The sequence below is a fragment of the Fontibacter flavus genome, assembly GCF_042432905.1.
GTDB classification, from domain to species: Bacteria; Bacteroidota; Bacteroidia; order Cytophagales; family Cyclobacteriaceae; genus Fontibacter; species Fontibacter flavus.
In genome coordinates this window covers 36,391-55,088 of the sequence record NZ_JBHLWI010000002.1, presented here as the reverse complement: position 1 = coordinate 55,088, position 18,698 = coordinate 36,391, and the positions used below count along the sequence as shown (strand labels likewise).

Below are 18,698 nucleotides of genomic sequence, written 5' to 3'. Positions count from 1 at the left end.
TGGCAAAACCCAATGCATAAAACCAATATCCTCCTAATAGAAGATGACGACAGGTTATCCATAGTCCTTAAAAAGGGTCTAGAGGAGAAGGGATTTAGCGTGACACAAGCCTTTGATGGAGAAATGGGTCTCCGATTGTTTGATAAAGGAGGTTTTGACCTGATCATTACAGATCTGATTTTGCCAAAAATCAATGGATTGGATGTCTCCAAAGCCATCAGGAAGAAAGATAACCACATCCCCATCATCATGTTGACTGCTTTGGGGGCCACAGATGATAAAGTTGAGGGTTTTGATGCCGGGGCCGATGATTATCTGGTCAAACCATTTGACTTTAGGGAGCTATATGCCCGAATGAAGACGCTTTTGAAGAGGTCCGGGAAAAATTCAGAATTCACAGATAAGACTATTTTATCTTATGCCGACCTTCAAATCGATACCCAATTGAAAAAAGTCAGCAGGGCAGGGATAGTATTGAATATGACACCAAAGGAGTATACTTTATTGGAATACCTGATAAAAAATCCTGAGAGGGTCTTGTCCAGAGAAGAGATAGCCAGGGAAGTTTGGGGGGTGAATTTCGATACTGGAACCAACTTTATCGATGTCTACATCAATTATATCCGGAAAAAGGTGGATAAACCTTTTGAAGACAAATTGATACATACCCGTCCGGGCATGGGGTTTTTATTGCAAAAGGCATGAGGTTACAGCAACAGATATCACTCATGTTTACGGCTTTGGCAGCAGGTATCCTGTTGGTTTTCATGGTTATTGTTTATTTTTCAGCTTACACCAATAGACTCAATGAGTTCTATAACATTTTGGAAAAAGAAGGTATTACCAAGGTGAATTTATTGTTGGAAACACAGTTGGATGCAGCTACCCTTCAGACCATTTACAAAAACAACAGGGAAATTCTTTATGAAGTGGAAGTGGCCATCTACAATGCCAACCAAGAGCTTATCTATCACGATGCGGTGGACATTGATTTTGTAAAAGAAACTCCTGAAATGCTTCAGGAGATTGCCAGGAAGAAAAAAATAAGCTTTATCCAGGATAGGTGGCAGGTTATAGGTTTTGATTACCAGCATGCAGAAAAACAATATTTCATTACCGCTGCAGCCTTTGATTTTTATGGATTCAACAAATTGGAAAACTTAAGAGACACCATGTTGGTGAGTTTTTTCCTTGGTCTAGCCATTATTTTCCTGATCGGGAAGTATTTTTCAAGAAAATCCCTTGCCCCCATAGCAGGGATCATTCAGGAAGCCCAGAAGATTTCAGCTTCTAACCTCGATCTTAGAATCAAGGAGTACAACTCCAGAGATGAATTGGGGCAGTTAGCACAGACATTCAATCAAATGTTGGAAAGGCTGGAAAAGTCTTTTGATTCCCAGAAGCAATTTGTCTCCTATGTTGCCCATGAACTCCGTACACCCCTTTCGTCCATTATAGCAGATCTGGAATTGAATCTGGACAAGGAAAGGAGTGCAGAAGAGTATAAGGCAACAATGCATGAAGTTTTATTGGACAGTAAGAAAGTTGCCAGATTAGCCAGCACTTTATTGGATTTCGCCAAAGCGAGTTATGACAGGACGGAAATTACCATAAAACCTGTTAGAATCGATGAAGTACTTTTGGAGGCTAGCCATCAATTGCAGGCAAAAAATCCAGGATATAAAATTCACATGGATTTTGAACTGGAATTGGAGGAAGAGGATATTACCGTCAAGGGCAATAATTATCTTCTTGGAATTGCTTTTTATAATCTGATGGAAAATGCCTGTAAGTTTTCCGAGTTTAAGAGTTGTGATGTTTCCATAACCTCAGACCTTTCCGGTGTCATGATCAAATTCCGGGACAGAGGGATTGGTATTCCTGACAAGGAACATGCAGACATTTTTAATCCTTTTTTTAGGGGAAAAAACAAAGACTATTCTGAAGGAACAGGAATAGGTCTTACACTGGTACAGAAAATTATCCATCAGCATGATGGGGAAATAAGGTTAGAGTCAAAAATCGGTCAGGGCTCAATTTTTTCCATTATTCTACCCAAGGCGGAATAGACTTTCTAATGGGTTTCTAATTTTTTTCTAAGAATATTCTAAAATCAGTAGGCTTTCAAGTCCTTTACCTTTGTGCCCATAAAGAAAACGCTTATGGATTACCTTCCCCAACTTTCTTTATCCACAATCTGATTTTACCATGACCTCCTTTGGTGATGGTAGTCATCACCCATGAATAAAAAAGGAATTGCCATGAAAAAACTATTGATTCTATTTATTGCTGTTTTTCTTCACAGTTTCCTTGCGGCACAGACAAAGGACGTGAAAAATATAGACCGGATGGCCATTTTGGACACTATTTCCATGCCATTCGATATTTCAGAAGAAAAAAGACTCTCCAAAGAAGATATCCTTACGAAGAAAGAAGGCTTTTTTGTCACCGGTTTGCCCAGATTCGAATTTGATCCCATAAGGGGTTTTGGTGTGGGTGGAAATGTGTTCTTGTTTCAGAACAAGACCAAAGAAGATCCTTTCTTCTATTATACCCCATATCGCTATAGCGTCAATACTGAATTTTTTGTTTTCGAAAATGGCAGGGTGAAAGCAGCCATCAACTTAGATGTTCCTTATGTCTTCAATTCCAAATGGAGATTTAGAGCCGATGCGGTATTCTGGGAAGATCCCAATGCGCAATATTGGGGTATCGGTAGACAGTCTTTGAACCGGCTGAGTTTTGCGGACAAATCAGAAGGACAGGATGGTCCGGTCCGTCAGTTCAACAGGGTGAATGCCTACGAGGACAATCTCAAAATAGCCGTCCCAGGAAATGGCGGAAGAATGCAGACAGATAACCATTTCAACCAATTTATCCAAAGGGAAAAGCTCTTCAATCTTTTGGGAGAGCGTGTGGAGATGGGAGGAAAATTGAGACTCATGTTCGGTTATGAAATGTTGTTTACAGCCTTTGAGGACTATACAGGAAGAATTGCAGAGACGGCATTTCTGCCCAATGGAACAGAGGTGGAGGCCATCCAAAGGGAAACATTGGTCAACCGCCAGAAAAAGGATGGTACCTGGGACCGATTCAATTTAGCGGGTTTTGAGGATAGGTTCCAGTTTACCAGTATGCTGGCAGGAGCCATTATCTATGATACCCGGGATTTAGAACCTGATCCTTCGAAGGGAATTTTCCTACAGTATTCCCACGAATACTCTGCGCCCTGGTTAGGTTCCCAGTTCAACTTCAACAAATTTATGCTGCAAGGCCAGTTTATCCACACTTTCCACCGCTGGAAAAATGACCGGAACAGACTGACATTTGCAGGATTGGCAGCCTTTGGGCATATTTTCGGTCCTAGGATCAACTTTATTGAAATGTGGGACCTTTCCTCTCAGGCCGAAGCAGGAGGAATCCTCGTGTTGGGAGGAGGAAGATCTGTAAGAGGGTTTAGGGAAGCCAGGTTTTTAGCGCCAACAGTCGGATTGGTCAATTTGGAAATGAGGGCAAGGCTCCATGATTTCAATGCCTTTAACCAACATTTTGCCCTTGGCCTGACGCCTTTCTATGATTTCGGTACAGTGTGGGAAGGAATAAGGGATGTGCAGGTGAATAATTTCAGAGGCGCTCCTGGAATCGGGGGTAGAATTGCCTGGAACCAGTCCACTGTTTTGAGACTAGATTATGCACAGAGCAGGGAAGGCGGACAATTCTTCTTCGGATTTGGGCATATTTTTTGAATTTGTAATCTTCAAACAAACTTAACAGAGGACTTTATTAACAGACCGGATTATTAACTACCTTAGGATAGATTTTCCCTTTATAACTCTATGCATTCTGATTTAGAATATATCAAAGAACAACTCTGTCTTCTGGAGGAAAAAATGCTGAAGGAGGCGGAAAAAAAACAGGCTTTGATCAATAGCCTTCATTCAGAGCAGGTGGATTCCGCAAAAAACCTGATCCATTATCTGGTTTTAAGGAATCAGGACATCAGAGAGTTACAGGATTTACTCCATATCCATGGATTGTCTTCGATGGCAAGTTCAGAAAGCCATGTACACCGACAATTGCAGGCAATCAATGAGCGATTGGGGAAGACCTATGACGAACAAGAACTTGATGTCTGTACATACGCATTCAGTAAATTAAAAATAGGAGAAAAAAGCAGACTTCTTTTTGGCCCGAAGACGGAAACGAATGTTCCTTCTGTAATGGTCACCTTTGACTCTGGTTTTGCGGATGATTATGCAATGATCAAAAGTCTTTTGCAAAACGGGATGAATGTGGCCAGAATCAACTGTGCCCATGATGATGAAGCTACCTGGGCCAAGATGATCAATAAGATTAAAAAAGCATGTCATCAGACAGGTTTGGAATGTAAAATCTATATGGATTTGGCAGGCCCTAAGATCAGGACAAAACTGTTGGAAAAGGGAAAAGAAAAGGGAAAAGTCAAGGTGAAGGAAGGTCAGTTGATATGGCTGGCCGAGGATGATAAAGGATTCGAGGCTGATGATATCGTCATTAGTCCAAATGAGCCTGGGATTCTCCCAATGATCAAAAAAGGAGATCGGGTATATATTGATGATGGTGTCATCAGGTGTTTGGTAGAAAAGGTCAAGAAAGACCGTGTTGGTATCAGGGTCACCCGGGTTTCTTCAGAAAAAGGTCAGATCAAAGCAGAGAAAGGAATTAATTTTCCAGACACTTTATTGGACATTCCTTCTCTTACTGAATTTGATAAGAGCTGTCTTCCATTCATTAGCGAAAATGCGGATATTATTGGGTATTCATTTGTCAAAAGTCCGGAAGATATCAGGGCGCTGAGGACTGAATTGAAACAGCTGAATGATCATTGTTTACCTTTGATTATCAAAATAGAAACCCCTGAGGCTGTAAAAAACCTCCCTTCCCTTTTGTTGGAAGGCATGAAGGAACAGGCTTTTGGGTTGATGATTGCCCGGGGAGACCTGGCAGTAGAAATTGGTTTTGAGCGCATGGGAGAGATTCAGGAAGAAATCCTTTGGATCTGTGAAGCAGCCCATATACCGGTAGTTTGGGCTACTCAGGTACTGGAAAATTTGCATAAATCCGGAATGGCAACACGTTCAGAAATTACTGATGCAGGCCATGCTGCATTGGCGGAATGTGTGATGATCAATAAAGGCGAATATACCATCGAAGTGATGGAAACGCTTAAGGATATTGTACAGCGGGCTTCTGCACACAGAATCAAAAAACGCTTTACTTTCAGACCACTCAAAATAGCTGAGCGTTTCTTGAAACTGTGATGAAAGAGCAAGGATTATTGATAGGGAATGAGGTTCAGAATATGTTTTGCCGCTTCAATCATTTCCTCTTCTTTATGGTCTTTTTGGATTTCTATCCAAGGAGCAATAGCAGTGTTAGTTTTCTCAAACATCACATTTTTGTAATCCTGATATTGGTCCCAAAGTTCCTTGGATTTTTCATCATAAGGAGTCATTTTCCATTTGCTCAAAGGACTTGATTTGACTTCTTTGATTCTTCTATCTTGTTCCTTTTTGCTGATGGTAAAATAGAATTTGATCAATTGAATGTCTGATTCGACCAACATCCGCTCAAAATCATTTACCTGACCCATAAACAAATCATATTCCTCTTTGGAGCAGAGCCCATGCACAGGTTCTATCAAAGCACGGTTGTACCAGCTTCTATCCCAGAAAACCATCTCTCCAGGCTGTGGTAGCTTGGCTACAAATTGTTTGAAATACCAGTCTTGGTCAAACTCCGCACTTTCATGGGGAAGATTGACTTCTACCCTATAGTGCCGTGGATTGTTATGTGATAAAATTTTCCTGATCAATCCACTTTTTTCTGATGAATCACCCCCGTGAAACAAAACCATCATTTTTTTACCTTGAGCGATCAACCAAAGCTGCATTTTAACCAGTTCGGCCTGAACTTCCCTTAAAGTCAGTTCATATCTGGCATCTTTGAGTGCTTTTTCCAGGTTTATTATTTTGTCTGCCAGTAAATGCTTCAGCCCTATTTTCGAATTCAATATTTTCAAATCCTCTTTTGTCAGTTCCATGTTGTTCAAAGGTCAAAAGTTTTGGGTTTTCTGAAATACCTGTATATCACATTTGGGTCCGTGAGCAGGCTGGCGCCCGAACTCCCTTTTCCCTTGTAGTCAAATTGGGATAGGACATGTCTGAGGCTTTCTAATCTTGCTGTTTCTTTGTCGTTTGTTTCCACAATGGTCCAAGGACTGTAGGCAGTATGGGTTTCCGTGAACATCCGCTCTTTGTATTTGGTGTTTTCATCCCAAAGCTCCTGCGCTTTCAAATCGACAGGACTGAACTTCCATTCTTTCAGTGGGTTGTTTTTCCTGTCATCAAATCTTTTTTTCTGTTCCTCTTTTGAGATATCAAACCAGAACTTGATGATTTTGATGCCATCTTCATGGAGCATATGTTCAAAGTTCGGCACTTGCGCCATAAAGGTTTTGTGCTGCTCATGGGTACAGAAACCCATGACAGGTTCCACTACTGCTCTATTGTACCAACTTCTGTCAAAAAACTTGATTTCTCCTCTATTTGGTAAAACTTCAATGTAGCGCTGAAAATACCATTGTCCCCTTTCCACTTCCGTTGGTTTTGCCAAAGCGACCACACCTGAAGAATGGGGATTGAGGTGCTCCACAAAGCGTTTGATCGAACCACCCTTGCCAGCAGCATCCCTACCTTCGAAAATGACCGCTACCCTCAGTTTATTTTTCTCGATATGCTGCTGTAAGAAAGCCAACTCAATTTGAAGTGACCGGAGTTGCTCTTCATATTTGGTTCTCTTTAGGGTCTTTTTGACTTTGATGCCTTTCTTTTTGGCAAGCGCTACCAGTTTTTTTCTGGTATCAAACTGCATTAGGTCTTCTTTTGTAAACATAAAAATCCGTGGATTGATCTCACATATAAGTTATCAATTCCAGTTTACTAAACAAAGAAATGCCAGTATGCAGGGAGAAAATATTATTTGGACAATTGTAGAATGCGGTAAGCTCCTCTTGCTACAATTAGGAATACAATGCCTCCAATAATCAGATCAGGATAAGTTGAACCGGTCCAAAGTACCAAAATCCCAGCTAAGATCACCCCACCATTGATGATAATGTCGTTGGAGGTAAAAATCATACTTGCCTGCATATGGGCTTCTTTACTTTTTCCTTTTTGAAGGAGGTAAAGACAAATGACATTGGCGATAAGTGCCAAAATGGATATGATGATCATCATGGAAAAATCAGGCATTTTTTCCACGCCTAAGAATCTTCTTATCACTTCTGCAAAACCTAATACAGCGAGTAGGATTTGAAAATATCCAGCAAAAGCAGCTATGTTCTTCTTCTTGGCAATGGTTCCTCCTACTGCATATAATGCCAGTGCATAAACGATACTATCAGCCAACATATCAAGGCTATCGGCTACTAGTCCCATAGATTTGGAAATCAATCCGGTAATCATCTCTATGAGGAAAAAGGCAAAATTGATCGCTAGAACTGCCCATAGGATTTTTCTCTCGCGGCCATCCGATTGGCTTAATGTCCTTGGTTCCACACTGATGGATTCTATTTGGGTCGTGTCCAATTGGAGGGTAGAAAGCATGCTTAAAATTTCAGTTGAATGGCCTAGGTGGAATACCTGTAACTTTCGATTGGGAATATCAAATTCCAAAGCCTTTATATCTTCCAAGTTGGAAAGCTTCATCCTGATCATTTGTTCTTCGGATGGACAATCCATTTTAGCAATATGAAAAGTGGTTTTTTGCATCAGGATCAAATGTACTGATATCGAACAATTGAATACAAAAAATGGCCTGATTTTTACATCTGTAAAACCAGGCCAATCTTTTTTATCTTGAATCTCTTATTTATCCTCGATCACTTTGACTTTTCCAGATTCCATGTCATATATCGCTCCGATGATGCGAAGGTGCTTGTTGTTGATCAAAGAGTCAGCATTTGGGATATGCTTTTTCAATTCATGTACCCCGTGTAGCACATTGGCTTCGATCGCTTTATCATAAAAATTAGGGATGTCACGAGGTAAAGCTTTTTCTTCTTCTTCTGCATCAATATAATTGACGATTTTCTGGATAAATTCAGGATAGACATGCGAATGGTCATGGTCATGTTCTACGAAAGCATGAATAGCACCACAATTGGTATGTCCCATCACGATCACTAATGGTACCCCCAAAACCTCTACAGCATATTCCACACTTCCGATTTCATAATCCGCTACAATATTGCCGGCATTTCGAATGACAAATAAGTCTCCTAATCCCTGGTCAAAAATAAGTTCAGGAGGTACACGGGAATCAGAGCAACTTACAATTGCCGCTACTGGATGTTGGCCAGTATTTAACTCCCTTAACCTTTCCAAGGTTTGGTCTGGATGAATTGGGTGATCTTCGGCAAATCGCTGATTGCCTTCCAATAAAACTTCTAATAAATTTTCTTTCGGAACTTTTTCAAGATGCTGGTCAACTGGCTCAGGTTTACACCCTATGAAGAAGAAGCCAGCGAGAAGGGGTAAATAAGAATATCGCTTCATCAGATTGCTGTATTTTTTTCAAATTTCAGAAATCCTCCCTGATATCAGCGTGATAAAAATCACTCAGGTTGAATGAAGTAATCCTATTTTTATCAGGCTGTTCCATATTTCAGGATGATGGCCAACTGCCCTGCATGATATGCGGTATGCGTAGTGATACGCCCCAAAGCCTCCGCTCTGGATTTTTCCCCAAATTCCTGGGTTTTAATGACAGCATCCCAACCTTTCTGATTGTTGATGGCTTTTTCAAGTTGTACTCCCGCTTCATTTACAAGAGCTAAAAGAGCGTCTAAGTCAGTCCATTCTCCTGTATCCCGTTGTGCTTTCAAGGTCTTTGCATCCACTTTTACCTCTGCATTGCCGAAGACATTTTTAGCAAAAAGCAGTTCCACCTCAGCGATATGCCGGATCAGAAATCCTGCTGAATTTGGACTGTTGCCCAGTTTTTTAGTAAGGTCTTCAGGCTTGATCTTGGCCAATTGATTGGTAAATCGGGTACGGCCTTCTTTCCAGAGTTCTATTAATGCTTTCATATTATTTTTTGCTTTGGTAAATATTGATTATTACTGTTCAGATTTGTTTTAAGCTTATCAATGTGTCCCGTGAAAGTTTTTCCCGAATTGATAAAATGGGCATGGACATTGGTATCATGGTGAGTATAAATTCTTTTACCTTTATGGGAATATACGGCTATTATTTCACCCTGCATTTTGCCTAAAGACCCTAAGCCAAAAATCCATGGAGATTTCTGAAGGGAATCCATGGAAATGGTAGGCGAAAAACCGTTCTTACCCAATTCGCTCATCACACCGGTTGATTTGAGCACTCCATGCTGTGCAAAAATAGAAAGAGGGAACATTAATGAAAGAATTAGTAAACTAAGATTTTTCATTTTTATAAGGATGTAAATATCATATTGAAAATAAACCCGGAAAGGATGATGAAAAAAGCGACTGTTCCGAAAAAGATGGCTATCAGCTTCATACTCATTACTTTTTTAAGTAATGTTCCCTCAGGAATGGAAAGACCAATAGTGGCCATCATAAAGGCAATCGCCGTTCCTAAGGGAATACCCTTGACGACCATAACCTGAATGACCGGAATGATTCCTGCTGCATTTGCATAGAGAGGTACTGCCAATATTACTGCTAATGGTACTGTCCACCACTGCCCCTCCCCCAAGTATTGTTCAAAGAATTTTTCAGGTACATAGCCATGCATTAATGCACCAATGGCGATACCGATGACCACATAAAGCACGATGCTTTTTACAATTCCCCAAGCTTCATGGGTAATGTGCGGTAATCGTTTCAAGAAAGGAGTCTGCTCAGCTTCAAAGCCTTCCTGAACTTTATTTTTGTTTTGGATCAATTGCTGCACCCAGTCACTGAGGTAGCGTTCCAGCCTCATTTTTCCCAAAACCATTCCACCCAGCATTCCCAAAAGAATACCGATAATGGCATAGGTTAGCGTGAATTTGATACCAAACATGCCCAGAAAAATCGCCAAGGCTATTTCATTGACCAAAGGGGAGGTAATCAGGAAAGCGAATGTAACTCCCAATGGAATACCGCCCTGAACAAAACCTATAAATAAAGGCACCGATGAACATGAACAAAAGGGTGTAATGGCTCCGAACAGGGAGGCAAAGAAATATTCCAAGCCATAGAGTTTGCGCTTGTTCAGAAAATCCCTCAAGCGCTCTACTGGGAAATAGGCATTGACAATGCCCATTAATACCGTGATAACGAAGAGGAGAATCAGGATTTTCAGCACATCATAGACAAAGAAGTTCAGTGCCACTCCTAGGTGACTTTCTGCATCTATCCCTATGGCCTGATAGATCAACCAATCTGCGAAACTTTTAAGCCAGTCGAACATGGATACAAGTTTTTAAGATAGGGCTGCTATAATTTCTTGAGCAGAAGGAACCTTACCTTTGATTTTGACTACCTCATCCACGACCACGGCGGGAGTTGATAAGATATTATAGGACATGATTTGCTGAATATCTTCCACTTTGATGACGTCAGCAAGGATACCTTCTTTTTCCAAGACTTCACGAACTATTGCTTCTGTTTGCTTGCATTTGGCACAACCCGTGCCCAAGATTTTGATGGTTCGCATTTTAATTAAGATTTAAATAAGGTTTCAAATAATTCAGCGGCTTCCGCCCAATTTTCATTATTGAGATAATACTTGATTTTGGGAGGCATGATTTCTCCTTGTATCAACCCAGCCTCTTTTAGGGATTTGAGGTGTTGTGAAATGGAGGATTTGGCCAAAGGAATAATTACCGTGAGGTCACCATTGAAGCAACAAGATTGCGCACTGATAATTTTTAGAATCTGTATCCTTACGGATGCCCCAATGCTTTTGCATATTGGGAAAGTTTCTGCTCCTCAAGTGAAATGTTAATTTTTGCAGTTTTGCTTTCCATTGATCAAATAGTCTATCGTAAAAATACGATGGATAAAGAATATTCAACGTGACATTCATCACCTCGCTACATGATATTTTTTCTAAAAAATTTTGCAAGATAAAATATCTATCTTAATATTGCGATGTAATTATATGTGAAATAGATTCAGAAATAAGCTTCGCGAAATACTGTTGTAACAGGGTTCCTAAATAGGTATGAATAATTGACTTAGAACATGGCAACTTATTATTTCTGCCTTATTTCTTATCTCTTGTTTCTAAAATCTAATCTCTAGTCTCTCGTATCTAACCATCTAAACCATGGGTGTTACCAAAACAGATCTCTTTACCGACCGGCAAAATGAATTGGCCAAAATCGCCAAGGTTTTTGCCCATCCTGCTCGCATCGCCATCCTCGAATACTTGATCCAATCCAACTCCTGTATCAATGGGGATTTGGTGCAGGAACTTGGGCTGGCACAGGCCACCATATCCCAGCATCTTCGCGAGCTTAAGGAAATCGGCCTGATCAAAGGCAGTATCGAGGGAGTATCTGTCAATTACTGTATTGATGCAGTCCGTTGGGCAGAAGTGCAAAACCTATTCCAAGACTTATTCAGTGGCTTTCCGAAGATATCGGGCTGCTGCTAAGATAGATACAAGACATTAGACTCAAGATGCAAGACTTGGATACTTGTCAATTTGAAGTTTTGGTCTTTAAGAATTAAAAAGTTATGTATTACTCAATTTATGTGATTCATGGTTTTGATGGAAGAGGAATAAAAAAGTCTAGCGTCTCATGTCTAGTGTCTAAAATCTTAAAAGAATAGCGGCTTTGCGCCTTTGCGAGAACCAAATGAAAACAACCGAATTCACCAACATCCTCAAAGAAAACCCCAATAAAGCGCTTTTCTTTGAATACCAGTCGGGCCAATATGTGAGAACCGACTACCACATCACGGAAATCAAGAATGTCAACTTCGACACGGTGGACTGTGGTGGTATCCGCAACCAATGGTCAGAAGTGCATATCCAATTGTGGGAAAATGAAATCCCGGAACCTGATCACTCGGTTGACACAAGCAAAGCCATGAAGATTTTTGACGTGGTCAATAAGGTAAGGGAAACCTATCCAGAAGCTGAAATCAAGTTTGAATATGGCAATTCTGTTTTCCCAACAGCAGTACTTCCTGTTCACAACATCAAAGACACCGGCAATGCATTGATTGTTCAACTTGTCCCAGATCAAACTACCTGCAAAGCTAAGGACCGTGCAACAACTCCTGAGGAAAAAGCTGCCGCTTGCTGCGGCCCGGTAAGCGAAAAACCTAAAGTAAGAGTTTCTCTAGCCTCTCTTCAGGTGGCCGAGAGTTGTGAACCCGGATCGGGATGTTGTTGAAAAAGATGCAAGACTCAAGACATAAGGTACAAGACAGAGACTAGAAGCGAGAGATTAGACATACTCTAGACTCTAGCGTCTCGTTTCTTGCGTCTTGCGTCATGACTCTTGCGTCTTGCCTCTTGCTTCTTGTATCTTGCCTCTAAAGAAATGAACCTATACCCAACCCTCCAACCCTACATTGAGAAGGCTCAGGCCCTTCCAATATCAGAAGATCGCAAAGCAGTTCTTCAAGTGTTGATTGATTATGTCCAAAGAAAAGTCGATCAGAATCAGGAAATCAACCTGAATTTTATCTGTACCCATAATTCCCGAAGAAGCCAATTTTCCCAGATCTGGGGGAAAGTAGCTGCGGCGTATCATGGAATTGATATTAATTCATATTCAGGCGGAGTCGAAGTAACTGCTTTCAACGAAAGAGCAGTGGCATCCATCAAAAGATTTGGCTTTAAAGTCAGCAAAGAAGGAGAAAGTAATCCCAAATACTTTGTATTCTATTCAAATGATGAAGACCCGATTGTTACTTTCAGCAAGGTATACGATGATGCAGCCAATGCCCTTTATGGGTTTGCAGCTGTCATGACCTGTTCCCATGCTGATGAAAACTGCCCTTTTATTCCAGGTGCAGAGGTCAGAATCCCTGTGCGCTATGAAGACCCAAAGGCCTTTGACGATACAGATCAGGAAGCTGAAATGTATGATACACGGTCCTTGCAGATAGCGTCGGAATTGCTTTATGTGTTTTCAAGGATTAAAAGGTAACAAAATTGAAATATACCTCAGGTGAAATAATGTTGAAATATGCTTTGCGATATATTGTATAAATAAGAATAGCCTAGAAATACCGATTGTCGATGAGGAGGGGAAATCACCTTTGAAACCAACTATAATATTTCAATTTATTTCCACCATATTTCTACCTATTTGATCCTATTTGTGTCTTATTTTAACTCCATATAAACCATAAAAAATGTCTGAAACCAAAAAAATAGCCTTTTTCGAAAAATACCTGACCCTATGGGTTGCCCTTTGTATTGGAGCAGGCATCCTGATTGGTCATTTGGCAGGAGACAGCATGTCTGTACTGTCAGACTTGGAGGTTTACAATGTTAACTTACCGATAGCCATCCTGATCTGGTTGATGATCTATCCCATGATGCTGCAGATTGATTTTGGATCGGTAAAAAATGTAGGGAAAGCTCCCAAAGGTCTGATTTGGACTTTGGTGATCAACTGGCTGATCAAGCCATTTACAATGGCATTTTTTGCTTGGGTGTTCTTTGATCAGTTATATTCAGCTTACATTGAGCCTGATATGGCTGGGGAATATATTGCCGGAGCGATTTTGTTGGGAGTGGCACCTTGTACGGCAATGGTATTTGTCTGGTCTTATCTGACAGATGGAGACCCTAACTACACGTTGGTACAGGTTTCGGTCAATGATCTGATTATTCTAGTGGCTTTTGTTCCTTTGGTTGGCCTGCTTTTGGGTATTACGAATGTGACAGTGCCTTATGAAACTTTGGTGGCTTCCGTGGTGATTTTTGTGGTCATTCCATTGATTGCCGGCGTAATCACCAATAAAAGCCTAATTGCAAAAAATGGAGAGGAATGGTTCAAAACAGTATTCCTACCAAAGTTTAAACCTGTCAGCATCATCGCTTTGCTCTTGACATTGGTTTTGCTCTTTGCATTTCAGGGGCCAAATATCCTGAACAATCCCCTGATCATTCTTCTGATTGCCATTCCGCTGATTATCCAGACCTATTTTATTTTCTTTTTGGCTTGGTTTGGAGGAAGAAAATTGAAGCTCCAACATGCGGTATGCGCCCCTTCGGCCATGATTGGTGCCAGTAATTTCTTTGAGTTGGCGGTAGCGGTGGCCATTGCCTTGTTCGGATTGGAAAGTCCGGCCGCTTTGGTTACTGTTGTCGGGGTGCTAGTAGAAGTGCCAGTGATGTTACACTTGGTGAGCCTGGCAAATAAGTGGAGGTATTAGGATCTGAGGAAATATGCTTCGCGATATAAATAGATATTTGCTGCGCGATATTTTTGGATATTTTATTCAGGGAAATAGATGGAAATAGGCTTCGCGAAATAAAGTTGAAATACCTTTTTTGCGGCTTTGCGCCTTGGCGTGAAATACGCTTCGCAAAATATGGTCGAAATAGGACCTGCCTTAGAAGGTTAATTTCCGATCATTACCTGGCATTGACCGCTTGAACGGAAATCCTATTTCAACCTATTTCCATTTATTTCAACTTGGTATGCTCCATGAATCTTTTTTCAAATCCTGCATCTTCTGTCTTCATCCAAACATCCCAAAAGGTGAAATACAGCCCATAGTTGCAGCGGTACCTCAGGTGGTGCAAGTCATGATGGGTAGCGCCCACCATCCACCGTGCCCATGGAGAGCGGATGGCAGAGGAGGCATACACTTCCACTCCGGCATGGTTGATCACTGCAGTGATGGACATGGTCACCAGCAGGGCGATCAGCACAAAAAAGTGAATGGGTAAGAACATTACCAGTACAGGAAGGAAAATAGCCTGCAACAAGGCTTCTATAGGATGAAAGGAAAATGAGGTAAAAGAACTGGTGTAAAGACTGTTGTGGTGAATATGGTGAAACTTGGTCAATACCTTGGGATGGTGCATCCACCTGTGCAACCAGTAATAATATGTTTCATGGATAAACAGGGCCAAAAAGAAGCTCAGGGGAACCCATAGCACATCAATCCAAGTCAGGTCAGTATACAACAGGGTATATCCCCGCTGCCAGGAAATGAGCATGATCGTTCCCGTAATTGCAAAGATGATACCGCCTAAAAAGGAATAGGTAATCTCTTTTTTAACCTGTGGTAACTTCACTTGCTGGTGGAGGCGGCGGTGGGGATAGGCATCCCCAAGCTTTTTATACACAAGGGTATGATATAGCCAGGCGAGTACAAGGTATCTCACAAATACCCCGATGAACAAAATCGTAGAAAGCAAGAGAAAATTAGCCAGCTGGGTGTAGTCGGGCCCCAGCAACCAGTCCAGATTGAAGTCCATGAATACATCTAAAGATCAGATTTGTAACCCAGACATTGAATGGAAAGTTTGCACTTTTTGATGAAATCCGACTTTTCACACCTGAAATTCTTCAAATCTGCTATTACGACAATAGCGCTTCAATATCATCTTTGCTCAGGCTCTTCATAAAGCTTTCTTCTGTGCTGATCAATTCACCGGCTAAAGCCATTTTTCTCTCCTGCAATGCCATGATTTTTTCTTCTACGGTATTCCTCGTGATGAATTTGTAAATCATGACTTTGTTTTCCTGTCCGATTCTATGTGCCCTGTCAATTGCCTGTGCTTCTACTGCAGGATTCCACCAAGGGTCAAGTAAAAACACGTATTCTGCTTTGGTCAGGTTGAGCCCTACCCCACCTGCTTTGAGGGAAATAAGGAAAATTTTCACAGAATCATTTTCCTGGAATGCTTTTACCTGTGCCTGTCTGTCCTTTGTAGTGCCATCCAAATAGGCATATTTGATTTTTTCATGATCAAGAAATTCTCTAATAATGGCCAGATGTCTTACAAACTGGCTAAAAATCAACACCTTGTGTCCTTCACTTGCCGTTTCATTGACCATATGGATCACATCTTCCAGTTTTCCGGAATCTCCATGGTAATTTTTGTCCGTCAATTTAGGGTGATTGGCAATCTGCCTCAGCTGGGTCAAACCCCGTAACAAGGTAAACTGCTGATTTTTTAGGCCAGGGATACTCATCTCGTTGACAATTTTTTCCCTGTAATAGCTTTTCACTTCTTCATAAGCCTTTTCCTGATCAGGCGTCATGGTGGAGTATTTCACGTTGATTACCTTTTCAGGAAGATCTGTAGCCACTTGGGTTTTCAGCCTTCTGAGGATAAAAGGTTTGATCATGGCATGTAGCTTGGCTGCTTTTTCCATGTCATTCTTTTTTTCAATTGGCTGCAAAAATTGCTTTTTGAACATGCCCTGAGTCCCCAAAAGACCTTTGTTGATAAAATTCATCTGCGACCAAAGATCCATGGTGCCATTTTCCACCGGGGTACCGGTCAAGATAAGCTTTTGGCGACAGTTCAATTCATTGACCGCTTTAGAAATGATACTACCGGGATTTTTGATGGCCTGGGATTCATCCAGTATAATGTAATTGAAGTAGTATCCTTTCAGGATATCCACATCCATTCTTGCAATACCATAAGAAGTGAGGACCAGGTCATACTTTGAAAACCTGCTATTGTCTTTGATTCTTTGGGTTCCAGTATAGGTAAGTATCCTTAATTTTGGGGTGAATTTTCTAGCTTCCAGTTCCCAGTTATAGATCAGGGAAGTAGGCATGACCAATAAGGAAGTCGCATCCGGATGTGCTTCTTTTTCATAGGCGAGCATAGCCAAGGTCTGAACGGTCTTACCCAAACCCATGTCATCTGCCAAACAACCACCGAAGCGGTATTCACTTAGAAAGCGCAACCAATTGTATCCGGCTTTTTGGTATGGTCTAAGTTTGCCTTTGAAACTTACAGGCAGCTCATAATCTTCTATCTTACTGAAATCCCTAAGCTTTTCCAGTTTCCTGCTCAAGGTAAGCTGTAGTAGGTTGTTTTGCTGCAATTCCTGAGCCAGGGCAATGTGGTGTTTTTTCAGTACGAGCTGAAAAGCCTCTTCCTGTTCCTGTTCTTCCAAAAAAGCAAACATCTCAGAATAGTTGATGAACCAGGAATTAGGAATTACCGCTATTTCACCATTAGGCAACTCAAATTCTGTTTTTCCCTGAAGTAGTAGTTTCCGAAGTTTCTGGAATGGAATTTCATATGGCCCGAATTTGATAATGGCATGCACATCAAACCAATCAATGTTTTCTTTGACTTCCACAGAAATCTGGGCATGCCCAAAAAAGTACTTTTTCCCCTGTCCGTTTGTGGATTGCCTGATTTGAATGCCTTCTTCCTGTAATCGGTCCCTATGAGTATTTATCCAGCCAAATGCTTTGGACTTGGCCATGGCATGACGAGAAGATTTTACTGGCAAATCCAGGTTTTTAAGGAAATCACCATAGGATTTTTCCTTTTCCAAATCCCTAATTACTTTGTGAAAAATATAATTGTCCCCAATATGTTCAAGTTCCACGTTATTATCACTTTTCTCTTCTGAGCGGAAATTGTAATCTCCATATTGGAACTGAAGGTCAAAAACTATCTTGTCTTCCTCCTCTTCCTCAATTACATTACCAAACAGATCTGTTTTGGGATTGGAGGGCAAATCACTAAGTGTTATCAATGCTTTTGGCTGACTTCTTTCCACTTTGATATCAAAACCTACGGCATATACATCAAAGGAAGACACCAGCTGGGTGACGAATTTTCTATAGTATTGTTCCTCTACCTTTTTTGGAATGACAATAAATTTCTTGTTCAAGAATGGGCGTAGTTTATTCCCATCCACTCCTTTTTTAAAGTTATAAAGTCTATAATCCACTACTAGCCAGGCAGGTTCATGACAGATGAGGTAGCCATTTTTGTATTGCCACTCCAATTTCTCTCCCTGATATTTAATGGTAGGAAAATAATGGGTGTTTTCCTCATTCCGTCTAAAATGAAAAAGTACTGAAGCTTGTTCCGGCATAATATCTATCTCTCTCCAGATGGGATTGCCGTCATTTCCCATTTCAAATAGCCTTTTTCCATTAAGGTTTTCAAGGATTTTTGCCCGTAAACCTTCCAATTTTTCCTCAATCAGCTCTTGTACTGCTTTGTTTTCTGTTTTAGGATCATATATTCTCCTGAGAAAGTCTTTTGGTTTTAACTTCTTGTGATTGAATTTCTTGACCACTGATTCCTGCTGCATCTCATCCATCCACTTGATCAGTTTGTAATCCACCTCGTCCAAGCCTGAAGCAAATTCAGGTGCATTGACATGAGAAATATTTTGGTGGGCAAAAGACAACCTTCCTTTTTCATCCAATTGCACGGCAAAGGATTCAAAAAGTAATCCCAGGAATTCATGGCTGAATAATGAATAGACAATTTCAAAAGGCTGTTCAGAAGAAACTTTCATAGAGCTAGTGTCAATCAACGGAGTGATTCCGAGTAGAAAACGCTTTTTTTCCAATTAAAACAGTTCGAAAAATAATGAAATATTTCTGATTTAGAAAATGAGACAGCGATATAGTTTTCTTTTTGCTCTAAGGGCAAGAAACTATTTTCATTAAAGGCTTATCCAATTCAAAAGAAGGTATATTGATGTGATAT

General features: G+C 40.8%; 19 protein-coding genes. 8 read left to right on the top strand and 11 right to left on the bottom strand.

From position 1 onward, the window contains the following. Positions 1–12 precede the first annotated feature (12 nt). The 4 genes from ACFFIP_RS01095 (at position 13) to ACFFIP_RS01080 (ending at position 5,300) form a co-directional block, all read left to right on the top strand. Complete coding sequence (locus ACFFIP_RS01095) at positions 13–705, top strand: response regulator transcription factor (protein ID WP_382385713.1); 693 nt, start codon at positions 13–15, stop codon at positions 703–705. Beyond that, on the top strand, positions 702–2,069 hold the full coding sequence (locus ACFFIP_RS01090; RefSeq protein ID WP_382385712.1) for a HAMP domain-containing sensor histidine kinase: 1,368 nt from the start codon (positions 702–704) through the stop codon (positions 2,067–2,069). The genes ACFFIP_RS01095 and ACFFIP_RS01090 overlap by 4 nt, the downstream gene beginning before the upstream one ends. A 192-nt stretch (positions 2,070–2,261) precedes the next feature. Continuing rightward, positions 2,262–3,746 (top strand): Omp85 family outer membrane protein, encoded by a 1,485-nt coding sequence (gene omp85, locus ACFFIP_RS01085; protein ID WP_382385711.1) that lies wholly within the window; start codon positions 2,262–2,264, stop codon positions 3,744–3,746. Positions 3,747–3,836: 90 nt separating this feature from the next. Beyond that, on the top strand, positions 3,837–5,300 hold the full coding sequence (locus ACFFIP_RS01080) for a pyruvate kinase (protein ID WP_382385710.1): 1,464 nt from the start codon (positions 3,837–3,839) through the stop codon (positions 5,298–5,300). A 14-nt stretch (positions 5,301–5,314) separates the two neighbouring features. Here ACFFIP_RS01080 and ACFFIP_RS01075 read toward each other — a convergent pair whose 3' ends face one another. The 9 genes from ACFFIP_RS01075 to ACFFIP_RS01035 form a co-directional block, all read right to left on the bottom strand. Beyond that, positions 5,315–6,082 carry a polyphosphate kinase 2 family protein gene (locus tag ACFFIP_RS01075; protein ID WP_382385709.1) on the bottom strand — a complete coding sequence of 256 codons (768 nt, stop codon included), beginning with the start codon at positions 6,080–6,082 and terminating at the stop codon, positions 5,315–5,317. A 5-nt stretch (positions 6,083–6,087) separates the two neighbouring features. Further along, a complete protein-coding gene (gene ppk2, locus ACFFIP_RS01070; RefSeq protein WP_382385708.1) occupies positions 6,088–6,933 on the bottom strand; it encodes a polyphosphate kinase 2 in 846 nt (281 codons plus the stop codon). A gap of 83 nt (positions 6,934–7,016) precedes the next feature. Continuing rightward, a complete protein-coding gene (locus ACFFIP_RS01065; protein WP_382385707.1) occupies positions 7,017–7,811 on the bottom strand; it encodes a cation efflux transmembrane domain-containing protein in 795 nt (264 codons plus the stop codon). A 96-nt stretch (positions 7,812–7,907) separates the two neighbouring features. Further along, complete coding sequence (locus ACFFIP_RS01060; protein ID WP_382385706.1) at positions 7,908–8,597, bottom strand: carbonic anhydrase; 690 nt, start codon at positions 8,595–8,597, stop codon at positions 7,908–7,910. A gap of 92 nt (positions 8,598–8,689) precedes the next feature. Next, positions 8,690–9,130, bottom strand: coding sequence for a DinB family protein (locus tag ACFFIP_RS01055; RefSeq protein WP_382385705.1), 441 nt, complete (start codon positions 9,128–9,130; stop codon positions 8,690–8,692). After that, positions 9,127–9,489 carry a hypothetical protein gene (locus ACFFIP_RS01050; protein ID WP_382385704.1) on the bottom strand — a complete coding sequence of 121 codons (363 nt, stop codon included), beginning with the start codon at positions 9,487–9,489 and terminating at the stop codon, positions 9,127–9,129. The genes ACFFIP_RS01055 and ACFFIP_RS01050 overlap by 4 nt, the downstream gene beginning before the upstream one ends. A 2-nt stretch (positions 9,490–9,491) precedes the next feature. Continuing rightward, positions 9,492–10,478 (bottom strand): permease, encoded by a 987-nt coding sequence (locus ACFFIP_RS01045; protein WP_382385703.1) that lies wholly within the window; start codon positions 10,476–10,478, stop codon positions 9,492–9,494. 12 nt (positions 10,479–10,490) lie between these two features. Further along, complete coding sequence (locus ACFFIP_RS01040; protein WP_382385702.1) at positions 10,491–10,724, bottom strand: thioredoxin family protein; 234 nt, start codon at positions 10,722–10,724, stop codon at positions 10,491–10,493. Between the two features lie 5 nt (positions 10,725–10,729). Further along, positions 10,730–10,933, bottom strand: coding sequence for an ArsR/SmtB family transcription factor (locus ACFFIP_RS01035; RefSeq protein ID WP_382385789.1), 204 nt, complete (start codon positions 10,931–10,933; stop codon positions 10,730–10,732). A 406-nt stretch (positions 10,934–11,339) separates the two neighbouring features. Here ACFFIP_RS01035 and ACFFIP_RS01030 point away from each other — a divergent pair, with 406 nt between their 5' ends. The 4 genes from ACFFIP_RS01030 to arsB all read left to right on the top strand — a co-directional run bounded on the left by ACFFIP_RS01030 (position 11,340) and on the right by arsB (position 14,416). Further along, entirely contained in the window at positions 11,340–11,669 is a 330-nt protein-coding gene (locus ACFFIP_RS01030; protein ID WP_382385701.1) for an ArsR/SmtB family transcription factor, read from the top strand. 205 nt (positions 11,670–11,874) lie between these two features. After that, entirely contained in the window at positions 11,875–12,417 is a 543-nt protein-coding gene (locus ACFFIP_RS01025) for a DUF6428 family protein (protein WP_382385700.1), read from the top strand. A gap of 150 nt (positions 12,418–12,567) precedes the next feature. Beyond that, positions 12,568–13,179: a low molecular weight phosphatase family protein gene (locus ACFFIP_RS01020; protein ID WP_382385699.1), complete on the top strand. Its 612-nt coding sequence runs from the start codon at positions 12,568–12,570 to the stop codon at positions 13,177–13,179. A 208-nt stretch (positions 13,180–13,387) separates the two neighbouring features. Beyond that, positions 13,388–14,416 (top strand): ACR3 family arsenite efflux transporter, encoded by a 1,029-nt coding sequence (gene arsB, locus ACFFIP_RS01015; protein ID WP_382385698.1) that lies wholly within the window; start codon positions 13,388–13,390, stop codon positions 14,414–14,416. A 253-nt stretch (positions 14,417–14,669) separates the two neighbouring features. On the opposite strand, the gene ACFFIP_RS01010 is transcribed toward arsB, so the two are convergent. Both ACFFIP_RS01010 and ACFFIP_RS01005 read right to left on the bottom strand, forming a co-directional pair. Continuing rightward, complete coding sequence (locus ACFFIP_RS01010) at positions 14,670–15,470, bottom strand: sterol desaturase family protein (RefSeq protein WP_382385697.1); 801 nt, start codon at positions 15,468–15,470, stop codon at positions 14,670–14,672. A 103-nt stretch (positions 15,471–15,573) separates the two neighbouring features. Further along, positions 15,574–18,504, bottom strand: a complete 2,931-nt coding sequence (locus ACFFIP_RS01005) for a DEAD/DEAH box helicase (protein WP_382385696.1) — start codon at positions 18,502–18,504, stop codon at positions 15,574–15,576. Positions 18,505–18,698: the final 194 nt, after the last annotated feature.

What these genes read in the sequence shown, in the direction of transcription:
- ACFFIP_RS01095 (WP_382385713.1), top strand. Translation starts at nt 13, where the DNA reads ATGCATAAAACCAATATCCTCCTAATAGAAGATGACGACAGGTTATCC.
- ACFFIP_RS01075 (WP_382385709.1), bottom strand. Translation starts at nt 6,082, where the DNA reads ATGGAACTGACAAAAGAGGATTTGAAAATATTGAATTCGAAAATAGGG.
- omp85 (WP_382385711.1), top strand. Translation starts at nt 2,262, where the DNA reads ATGAAAAAACTATTGATTCTATTTATTGCTGTTTTTCTTCACAGTTTC.
- ACFFIP_RS01045 (WP_382385703.1), bottom strand. Translation starts at nt 10,478, where the DNA reads ATGTTCGACTGGCTTAAAAGTTTCGCAGATTGGTTGATCTATCAGGCC.
- ACFFIP_RS01055 (WP_382385705.1), bottom strand. Translation starts at nt 9,130, where the DNA reads ATGAAAGCATTAATAGAACTCTGGAAAGAAGGCCGTACCCGATTTACC.
- ACFFIP_RS01030 (WP_382385701.1), top strand. Translation starts at nt 11,340, where the DNA reads ATGGGTGTTACCAAAACAGATCTCTTTACCGACCGGCAAAATGAATTG.
- ACFFIP_RS01065 (WP_382385707.1), bottom strand. Translation starts at nt 7,811, where the DNA reads ATGCAAAAAACCACTTTTCATATTGCTAAAATGGATTGTCCATCCGAA.
- ACFFIP_RS01010 (WP_382385697.1), bottom strand. Translation starts at nt 15,470, where the DNA reads ATGGACTTCAATCTGGACTGGTTGCTGGGGCCCGACTACACCCAGCTG.
- ACFFIP_RS01025 (WP_382385700.1), top strand. Translation starts at nt 11,875, where the DNA reads ATGAAAACAACCGAATTCACCAACATCCTCAAAGAAAACCCCAATAAA.
- ACFFIP_RS01060 (WP_382385706.1), bottom strand. Translation starts at nt 8,597, where the DNA reads ATGAAGCGATATTCTTATTTACCCCTTCTCGCTGGCTTCTTCTTCATA.
- ACFFIP_RS01040 (WP_382385702.1), bottom strand. Translation starts at nt 10,724, where the DNA reads ATGCGAACCATCAAAATCTTGGGCACGGGTTGTGCCAAATGCAAGCAA.
- ACFFIP_RS01005 (WP_382385696.1), bottom strand. Translation starts at nt 18,504, where the DNA reads ATGAAAGTTTCTTCTGAACAGCCTTTTGAAATTGTCTATTCATTATTC.
- ppk2 (WP_382385708.1), bottom strand. Translation starts at nt 6,933, where the DNA reads ATGTTTACAAAAGAAGACCTAATGCAGTTTGATACCAGAAAAAAACTG.
- ACFFIP_RS01020 (WP_382385699.1), top strand. Translation starts at nt 12,568, where the DNA reads ATGAACCTATACCCAACCCTCCAACCCTACATTGAGAAGGCTCAGGCC.
- ACFFIP_RS01050 (WP_382385704.1), bottom strand. Translation starts at nt 9,489, where the DNA reads ATGAAAAATCTTAGTTTACTAATTCTTTCATTAATGTTCCCTCTTTCT.
- ACFFIP_RS01080 (WP_382385710.1), top strand. Translation starts at nt 3,837, where the DNA reads ATGCATTCTGATTTAGAATATATCAAAGAACAACTCTGTCTTCTGGAG.
- arsB (WP_382385698.1), top strand. Translation starts at nt 13,388, where the DNA reads ATGTCTGAAACCAAAAAAATAGCCTTTTTCGAAAAATACCTGACCCTA.
- ACFFIP_RS01090 (WP_382385712.1), top strand. Translation starts at nt 702, where the DNA reads ATGAGGTTACAGCAACAGATATCACTCATGTTTACGGCTTTGGCAGCA.